This is a genomic window from Seonamhaeicola marinus (assembly GCF_008085455.1).
On sequence record NZ_VSDQ01000152.1, the window covers coordinates 1 to 531 of the forward strand.

Here is a 531-nt window from a genome sequence, read left to right on the forward strand (position 1 = left end):
TCTTCAACAGAAATTAATTTATCTTGAATTTTGAAACCGTTTTGAATTTTCTTTAAATCTTCTAATTTCAAATTTTTATCTAGTTCAATATGAAATAAACGTGGCACGCCTTTTTTTGAACTTTTAAATTTGTCTTCAATATCTTTATCGTTTGTAAAGAGTAATAATCCTTTTGAGTTTCGCCCTAAACGACCAATAGGTTTAATACGAGATGATGTGGCGTTTGCTACCAAATCCATAACTGTTCTTCCTTTACCCTCACTAGTGGTGGTAGCAAATCCTTTTGGTTTATTTAAAAGCACATACGCTTTTTGCTCTGGGCTAATTCTAGAACCATCATAACGCACTTCATCAGTTGGTTTTACTTTATAACCCATTTCAGTTACCACTTTTCCATTTACGGTAACTAAACCTGTGGCAATGTGTACATCAGCTTCTCTACGTGAACAAATACCCGCATTAGCAATGTATTTATTTAACCTAATATCTGTACTATTACTATTATTTTTTACCTGTGGTTTGGGTTTTGGC

1 protein-coding gene is annotated in these 531 nt (G+C 33.0%); it reads right to left on the bottom strand.

Features of this window, described 5'->3' with window-relative positions; all coding sequences use genetic code 11:
- Positions 1 to 531 (bottom strand): pseudouridine synthase (locus tag FUA24_RS01190; RefSeq protein WP_148539690.1); only part of this gene is annotated, 531 nt, incomplete at both ends.